At 73.4% G+C, this 793-nt stretch carries 2 protein-coding genes; both read left to right on the top strand.

Translation table 11 applies throughout. From position 1 onward, the window contains the following. The coding region (locus Mlute_RS15795) for a hypothetical protein (RefSeq protein ID WP_182482603.1) at positions 1–352 on the top strand (352 nt) is incomplete at its 5' end. 16 nt (positions 353–368) lie between these two features. Then, a partial coding sequence (locus tag Mlute_RS16520) for a hypothetical protein (protein ID WP_147371145.1) occupies positions 369–793 on the top strand: 425 nt, incomplete at its 3' end.

The following is a 793-nucleotide window of genomic DNA, read 5'->3' as shown; positions in this document are numbered from 1 at the left end:
GGCCTGGGTTAGCCACCGCCTGACCGTGGGGGCGGGCGGCGGGCTGGACAAGGGCCTGCAGCAGGTCTTTGGCCTGGCCTTTGACCGGTTGGGGTACCTGTGGGTGGCCAGCAACAACAACGTGGAGGTGCTGCCCAGCGATACCGGAGAGGCCGCGCTGGCCCTCACCGACCGCCGGGGGCGGCTTTACCGGCTGGACGTGCGGGGGTATGCGCAGCCCGCGTTCTACACCCAGACCCTGGACCTGCGCGGGGCGGCCCAGGTCTTCAGCGTGCCCACCGAGGGGGTGGGGCTGGTGGGGGTGGCGGTGAACCTGCCCAACCCCGAGGCCCTGCCCTTTGTGCGGCCGTAGGAGGGAGTGCGAGGCTATGCGGCGGATGTGGATGGGGCTTGTGTTGGGGGTTTTCCTGCTGGTGGCCTGTGCGCCCCAGCCGCGCGGGGCCACGCTGGTGGTGCGGCTCGAGGCCCCCGTGGCCCTCACCCCGCGCCTGAAGGTGGAGGGTCCCGGCTACGAGCGGATGGTGGAGGCCCTGGGCGAGACGGTGTTGGAGGGCCTGGGCCCGGGGGTGTACACCCTGGCGCCGATGCCGGTGGAGGGGCCCGACGGCTACCGCTACGGCGGGGATGTCCAGCGGGTGGCCTTGGAGGCGGGGGCCAGGGAGAGCGTGGGGGTGGCCTATCGGCCGGTTACCGGGCGGCTGGTGCTGGGCCTCGGCGTGAGCCCCCCGGTGGAGGGGTTTGTCCCCAGCGCCGAGGTGTGGCAGGGGGAGGTCCGGGTGGCCCGGGTGGAGGG

Source organism: Meiothermus luteus, assembly GCF_003574085.1.
Lineage (GTDB): Bacteria > Deinococcota > Deinococci > Deinococcales > Thermaceae > Meiothermus > Meiothermus luteus.
This window is presented reverse-complemented; position numbering and strand designations above follow the sequence as displayed.